This window comes from Roseivirga sp., assembly GCF_049099775.1.
GTDB lineage: Bacteria > Bacteroidota > Bacteroidia > Cytophagales > Cyclobacteriaceae > Roseivirga.
The window spans coordinates 1-453 of record NZ_JAGDZM010000039.1 but is presented as its reverse complement, the minus strand read 5'-3'; the positions used below and the strand labels follow the sequence as shown (position 1 = coordinate 453).

The 453-nt window shown below is 37.5% G+C and carries 1 protein-coding gene; it reads right to left on the bottom strand.

From position 1 onward, the window contains the following. Positions 1-453 (bottom strand): hypothetical protein (locus JXQ92_RS19300; protein ID WP_421988289.1); only part of this gene is annotated, 453 nt, incomplete at both ends.

Here is a 453-nt window from a genome sequence, read left to right as displayed (position 1 = left end):
TAATCACTGGACCAGTATTATCAATCTCTTTCAACTTGAAATTCCAAGTGTCATTATCAAATAATTCACTAATACTATTGCCAGAAAGGTCTCTTAATGCACCCTCAGAGAATAACACGATCAATGCCTCATCCAATGGTAAAAATAAAGGTGGCTCAATAATAAGTTGGTTTACTTCAATAGAGACAGAACCACCTGATATATCCAATGAACCTACTTCTGATAAGTCACTCTTTTTAAGAAACCTAACCTCTCCACTACCAATGGAAAACGGTTGACTGAAAAACACTGCTAAACTTTTTCCCATTTCTACAGTACCTCCATTCAACGGATTCAAAGAAGCAATTTGTAATGCGTCTCCATCTCCTTCAATTGCAGTAACATTCCATGTATCTAGATCAAATAGCCCTTCTAAATCCTTCCCCGCAGCGTACTCCAAGGTGTTATTCGCTA